6 protein-coding genes are annotated in these 6,092 nt (G+C 43.0%); all 6 read right to left on the reverse strand.

What is annotated here, in order from left to right:
- Positions 1–17 precede the first annotated feature (17 nt).
- From V7137_RS25005 to V7137_RS25030, 6 genes are read right to left on the reverse strand one after another with little or no spacing between them, the layout of a single operon-like run.
- On the reverse strand, positions 18–860 hold the full coding sequence (locus V7137_RS25005; RefSeq protein WP_335700580.1) for an energy-coupling factor transporter transmembrane component T family protein: 843 nt from the start codon (positions 858–860) through the stop codon (positions 18–20).
- Positions 844–1,740, reverse strand: coding sequence for an energy-coupling factor transporter ATPase (locus tag V7137_RS25010; protein ID WP_335700581.1), 897 nt, complete (start codon positions 1,738–1,740; stop codon positions 844–846). The genes V7137_RS25005 and V7137_RS25010 overlap by 17 nt, the downstream gene beginning before the upstream one ends.
- Complete coding sequence (locus V7137_RS25015; protein WP_335700582.1) at positions 1,741–2,592, reverse strand: energy-coupling factor transporter ATPase; 852 nt, start codon at positions 2,590–2,592, stop codon at positions 1,741–1,743.
- 16 nt (positions 2,593–2,608) lie between these two features.
- The gene (locus V7137_RS25020) at positions 2,609–3,373 is read right to left on the reverse strand and encodes an SDR family NAD(P)-dependent oxidoreductase (protein WP_335700583.1); all 765 of its coding nucleotides are present in this window, start codon (positions 3,371–3,373) and stop codon (positions 2,609–2,611) included.
- Positions 3,374–3,401: 28 nt separating this feature from the next.
- Positions 3,402–4,490: a tartrate dehydrogenase gene (locus tag V7137_RS25025; protein WP_335700584.1), complete on the reverse strand. Its 1,089-nt coding sequence runs from the start codon at positions 4,488–4,490 to the stop codon at positions 3,402–3,404.
- A 34-nt stretch (positions 4,491–4,524) separates the two neighbouring features.
- A complete protein-coding gene (locus V7137_RS25030; protein WP_335700585.1) occupies positions 4,525–5,979 on the reverse strand; it encodes an aldehyde dehydrogenase family protein in 1,455 nt (484 codons plus the stop codon).
- Between the last annotated feature and the right edge of the window lie 113 nt (positions 5,980–6,092).

The following is a 6,092-nucleotide window of genomic DNA, read 5'->3' on the forward strand; positions in this document are numbered from 1 at the left end:
TGCGAAAATAGCCTTTATTAAAAAGGAAACGGATAAAAAAGCAGTAGTAATGAGAATAAAAGTCCAACTAGTAATACAAGATAATCCTTCGCGATTGCTTTATACACGGAGTAGGAACTCCTATCGCCACCTGGTGTATAGCAGCGTGATTCCATTGCAAGAATCAAATCCTCGGCCCTTGACAAGGCGATATTAAATAAAGGGATAATGATAGGAAACGTTTCTTTTGTTCTTTGAATGATTCTCCACCAGCCGCCGCTACCAAAGTCAGCTCCCCTTGAAGCTTGTGCTTTCATCATTTTTTCCATCTCGATGGCGAACGTTGGAACGAATCGAATCGCAATCGTTGTAATCAGTGAGATTTCGTGGACCGGGAACTTTATTTTCTTTAACGGACTCAGTAAGCTTTGTATGGAATGTGTTAATTCTGTGGTGGAAGTAGATAAGGTAAGAACACTGCTTAAGAAGATAATTTCAATAAATCGAACAGCTGAAACCACCACCAATCGAATGCTTTCACTGGTGATGAAGATAAAGCCATAATCCACATACACTCTGCCATCTGAAAAGAGCTGTCCTTGAAAAAGCAACTGCAATATCGCTAAGATGATAATAAAGGGAATGGCTGGTTTCACACCTGATAACCCGTAGCTGATTGGGATTTTAGATGCCCAGAATAAATAAAGAGATAAAACTAAACCAATCGCATTTCCGAGATAACTCGTATTAAGGGCGATCGCCACCACGAGAATGACAAAAACAAGAAGCTTTATTCTTGGGTCTAATCGATGAACAAATGAGGCTGTTGGTACGTATTGACCGATTGTAATACTACGGGATATTTCAAATTCGCTGGACATTTCGCGAACCCTCCTTCTTGCCGGTAAGAACCTTTATAATTTCCTCTGCTGCTTCCGTGATTGAAAAGGCATCCGTATTTACTTGGTATCCAAGATCGGTTAATCGATAAAGAACCTTTACCGTTTCGGGGGTCCCGATTTGATGCCGCTGCAGTTTTTCTTTATCCGTAAAAATTTCTTGCGGGGTGCCTGTTAACACGTCTGTTCCACCTGCCATCACATAGACACGGTCTGCTAACATGGCGACCTCCTCCATATTGTGTGACACAAAAACGACCGTTAATTTTTCTTCCTTGTTTAACCGTTTTATTTTATCAAGCAATTCCTTCCTAGACCTAGGATCCAGACCCGCTGTCGGTTCATCAAGAACTAAAATCTTTGGTTTTAAGGCAAGGATCCCTGCTAAGGCGACCTTCCGTTTCTGTCCGCCGCTTAACGCAAAGGTCTGTCTGTCCTTCATTGCCTCAAAATCCAAGCCAACAACTGACATCGCCCATTTAACGCGCTCCCTCACCTCCTTTAGTGGAAGGCCTAATTTGAATGGCCCATAGGCAATATCATCGCCTATGATTTTTTCAAAAATCTGATCCTCCGGGTTTTGAAAAACAAGGCCCACTTTTTGCCTAAGTGTTTTCAAATTCACCTTTTTCTTTGATAAGTCTTCCCCATCGATGATGACTTTTCCAGATTCTGGACGCATCAGCCCGTTGAAGTGCTGGATTAAGGTCGACTTTCCTGATCCGGTATGGCCAATGATGGCAATGCATTCCCCTTCTTCTGCATACAAGTTAGCCCCTTTTAAGGCAACATGCTCCATCGGGGTCCCTTTCATATACGTATGGGACAGATTTTCTATTTCGATAATCGGCCTGCCCGACATTTATACCACCTCCTCTTTAGAGAATTTCTCCACTTCCTCAATAAACTCATTTTCTTGGATGATGTCCGATGAAAATTCGGCAAATTGGCTGTGAATTACCTCGGCCAATTGGCTTACAGCAGGGACTTCTAATTGCAGGTTCTCTAATTCTTGCTTATGTTTAAAAATTTCACGCGGCGGACCGTCCATGACAATCTGCCCGTCCTCAATGACGATAATCCGGTCAGCCTCCGCAGCTTCCGACATTTGGTGGGTAACGGTAATCATCGTCATCCCCATATTGTTCATTTTTCTCATCACTTGAAGTACTTCTTTTCGACCAAAATTGTCTAGCATACTGGTTGCTTCATCAAAAACGATACACTCCGGTTGCATCGCCAGCACACCGGCAATCGCCACCCTTTGCTTCTGTCCCCCGGAGAGGTGATGCGGCGGCCTGTGGCGGAACTGGGACATTTTGACCACAAGTAAAGCTTCGTCGACTCTCTTTTTCATTTCTTCCCTTGGGACACCAATATTCTCCAGTCCAAATGCGACATCTTCCTCCACGATGGTAGCCACAATTTGGTTATCCGGATGCTGAAAGACCGTGCCGACAGCTTGACGAATTTCCCGTTTCTTTTCAATGTCCTTTGTGTTATGACCGTGAACCCAGACATCTCCATTATCCGGGGTTAAAATCCCGTTCAGGTGCTTGGATAAGGTAGATTTTCCTGAACCATTGTGGCCGATGATGGCGACATATTCTCCAGGGAAGACGGAAAAGGAAATATTTTTGAGAACGGATACTTTCGTTTTTTCATTAATTTTGTAGGAAAACGATACATTTTCTAAGCGAATAATCGGCTCCATTTAATGCTCCTCTCGTTTAAATACCGCGGCCACCGTCAATATTCAGAACCTCTCCGGTCACAATCTTAGACAGATCCGAGGCTAAGTAAAGTGCACCCTGGGCAATATCTTCCGGTTGAATTAAGGTTCCTAATGGAACGCTGTCCTGAAAGATTTTTTTCATTCCCTCTTCCTTTTGCACGTCATCCCCTACCAGGAATTTACCAATCATCGGCGTATCGGCAGGGCCGGGATTGATGGCATTGACTCTAATTTTATAAGGAGCTAACTCAATCGCTAATGCTTTGGTCAGCATGATGGCTGCCCCTTTGGAGGCACAATACGCGTTTAATCCGGGTCTCGCTCTAATACCGGCAATGGAAGCAATATTCACAATGCTTCCGCTTTTTTGCTGCTTCATGAACGGCACAGCATACTTAGACGTTAAAAAAATCGATTTTGTATTCACGTTCATAATTAAATCCCATTGTTCCAAGGTTAATTCCTCAATCGCGGTGAAGGATTGGGGAACACCAGCACAGTTAATGACAATATCCAATCCGTCATATGCTTCCACTGTTTGTTGCACAAGATTTGCAACATCTGCATCATTCGTTACATCTGCTCGAATGGCTTGCACTCGAGTGAGGCCAGTAGAGCTTGCGGCTGCTTTTGCCGATTCAACATTTAAATCCGCAAACGTTACATTCGCTCCTTCCTTAGCGAAAGCTTGAGCAATCGCTTTCCCCATTCCCGAGCCGGCTCCTGTTACAATGGCCGTTTTTCCGTTTAATATACTCATAGATTGGACACCTCCAATAATGTAATTGTTAGATTTTTGGACTGAGACTTAATTGAACCATTTTAGAAACGATGGCATCGCCCATTTCAATGGTTTTGGCAGTACCTCCAAGGTCAGGTGTTATTATTTTTCCATCTATTAAGACCCCTTCAATGGAATCAAGGATTAATTTCCCCACCTCAGGAAGTCCGAGATGATCCATCATGAGACTAAGGCTCCAAATGGAGGCAATGGGATTGGCGATCCCTTTTCCAGCAATATCGGGTGCGGAACCATGAATCGGTTCAAACATAGAAGGGTAGATGCGCTCCGGATTGATGTTTCCAGATGGGGCCATTCCTAATCCTCCAACGATGGCTGCGCCTAAATCTGTTAATATATCACCAAACAAATTACTACCCACAACCACATCCATTGTCTCTGGTCTTGAAATAAAATAAGCTGCTAGTGCATCAATATGATAGATTTGTGTGCTTACATCAGGATAGCCATTGCCTATTTCTTTTACGATCTCGTCCCAAAAAGGCATGGTAAAGTTAATCGCATTTGATTTTGTTGCTACTGTCAGGTTTTTCTTAGCCCTTTTTTCTGCCAAGGAAAAAGCATAGTTTACGATTCTTTCCGAACCGTATCTTGTAAAAATATTATTTTGAACAGCTAATTCATAGGGGGTTCCCTCATGAACGCGCCCGCCGCTATTGGTATACTCTCCCTCGGTATTTTCCCTTACAACCACAAAGTCAAGGTCTTTATGGGATTTATACCGCAACGGGCTTTCTAACCCTTGAAGAAGTTTAATCGGCCGTAAATTCACATACTGCTGAAATTTACGGCGAATGGGCAGGATTAGCTCCCAAACGGATATATGATCCGGTACCGATTTTGCACCAACAGCCCCAAAGAGAATAACATCAAAATCTTTTAATAGATCTAACCCATTCTCGGGCATCATTCTTCCATTTTGAAGATAATAATCACACCCCCAATCAAAAGATTCACAAGAAAAAGTGATACCGCCGTGTATTTCTTCCGCTTTTTTTAATACCTTTATGGCCTCATTCATCACTTCCGGGCCAATTCCGTCCCCGGGTATTAAAGCAATGGAAAAGTGTTGCAAATCTGTCACTCCTTTCACTTAAATTTCTTCGAAACTACTTATCATCCGCACTTTTTATTTTGATTGCGATATTTTTCAATTGCGTATAATTTTGTAGCGCTTCTACTCCTTTTTCACGGCCAATTCCACTTTTTTTATAACCCCCAAATGGAAGTTCAACGCCCCCGGCCGCACCATAGTCATTAATAAAGACCTGACCGCTTTTCACTTTACTCGCTACTCTGTGAGCCCGGGATAGATCATTTGTCCAAATCCCGGTAACAAGACCATAGGATGTTCCATTTGCTAATTGAATCGCTTCTTCTTCGGTTGAAAATTCAAATACAGTCAATACCGGTCCAAATACTTCCTCTTGAGCCATTTCACTGGCTGGAGAAACGTGATCAATAATGGTTGGTTCAAAATAATAACCTTCACCCGGCTCCTCTACTTTTGCTTGCATTCCACCAATAATGACCCGTGCACCTTGGTCTTTTGCTCTTTCAACCATTGCTAGTATTCTGTCAAACTGCCTTTTTGAAATAATTGGACCTAGCTCGCAGTCATTAACACCGGGACCAATTTTAATGTTTTTCATTCGCTCCGTTAACTTCTCGATTATTTCCTCTTTGACTTTGGAGTGAACTAACAGCCTGGAACCGGCTGAACAGGTTTGACCTGCATTCTGAATTATCGAACGAGTCACCCATGTCACCGTTTCTTCGATATCACAGTCCGGAAATACAATATGTGGTGACTTCCCTCCCAGCTCGAGTGTGACAGGAACAATATTTTGTGCCGCAGAGATCATCACGCTTGTACCGGTGCCAACGGAACCCGTAAAAGTGATATGATTAACATCCGGGTGATTCACCAGTGCTGCACCTGCTTCAGGCCCATAACCTGTTACAACTTGAAGAACATCTTTAAGGACTTCTATCTCTGAAAATATTTCTGCCAACTTTAATGCTGACAGAGGCGTATCTTCGGCAGGTTTTACAACCACAGTATTTCCAACCGCTATGGCAGCTGCCACACCCCTTGATGTGATCTGAAGGGGGTAGTTCCAAGGGATAATTTGCGCACAAACCCCCATTGGTTCGCGTACCGTGTAGTCAATAACATTTGGCGCTACCGGGATTGTTTCCCCAAACATTTTATCTGCAACACCTGCATAATACTCAAAATAGCGTGCACTGCTTTCTACATCGCTTCTCCCCTGGGCAAGAGGCTTCCCTGTGTCTAAGGTCTCAATCAATGCCAGTTCTTCGGATCTTTCTCGTATTCTTCGTGCTACTTCATAAAGGGCATTTCCTCTTATACTAGGTTTTAATGTTTGCCATTCGTTTGTTTCAAAAACCTTTTTCGCTGCTGCAACCGCCAGATCGACATCTTCCTTTCCGCCTCTGGGAACTGTGCCGATCACTTCTTGATTGGCAGGATTGTACGTTGAAAAAAACTCCCCTGAAACGGATGTTACCCATTCACCATTGATATACATTCTTTCCATTGTGAACCTCCATTTTGTCAAGGCTATGATTCTTACCCTACATATTTGCAATTTCCGTGCCAAGATTGAAAATTTAGAAAAATCGGAAATATCAAATAAAAACAGGGATATAA

This window comes from Neobacillus drentensis (genome assembly GCF_036962765.1).
GTDB lineage: Bacteria > Bacillota > Bacilli > Bacillales > Cytobacillaceae > Neobacillus > Neobacillus drentensis_C.

Excerpts from the sequence above, each read along its gene's own strand:
- V7137_RS25030 (WP_335700585.1), bottom strand. The coding sequence starts at position 5,979 with ATGGAAAGAATGTATATCAATGGTGAATGGGTAACATCCGTTTCAGGG.
- V7137_RS25020 (WP_335700583.1), bottom strand. The coding sequence starts at position 3,373 with ATGAGTATATTAAACGGAAAAACGGCCATTGTAACAGGAGCCGGCTCG.
- V7137_RS25010 (WP_335700581.1), bottom strand. The coding sequence starts at position 1,740 with ATGTCGGGCAGGCCGATTATCGAAATAGAAAATCTGTCCCATACGTAT.
- V7137_RS25005 (WP_335700580.1), bottom strand. The coding sequence starts at position 860 with ATGTCCAGCGAATTTGAAATATCCCGTAGTATTACAATCGGTCAATAC.
- V7137_RS25015 (WP_335700582.1), bottom strand. The coding sequence starts at position 2,592 with ATGGAGCCGATTATTCGCTTAGAAAATGTATCGTTTTCCTACAAAATT.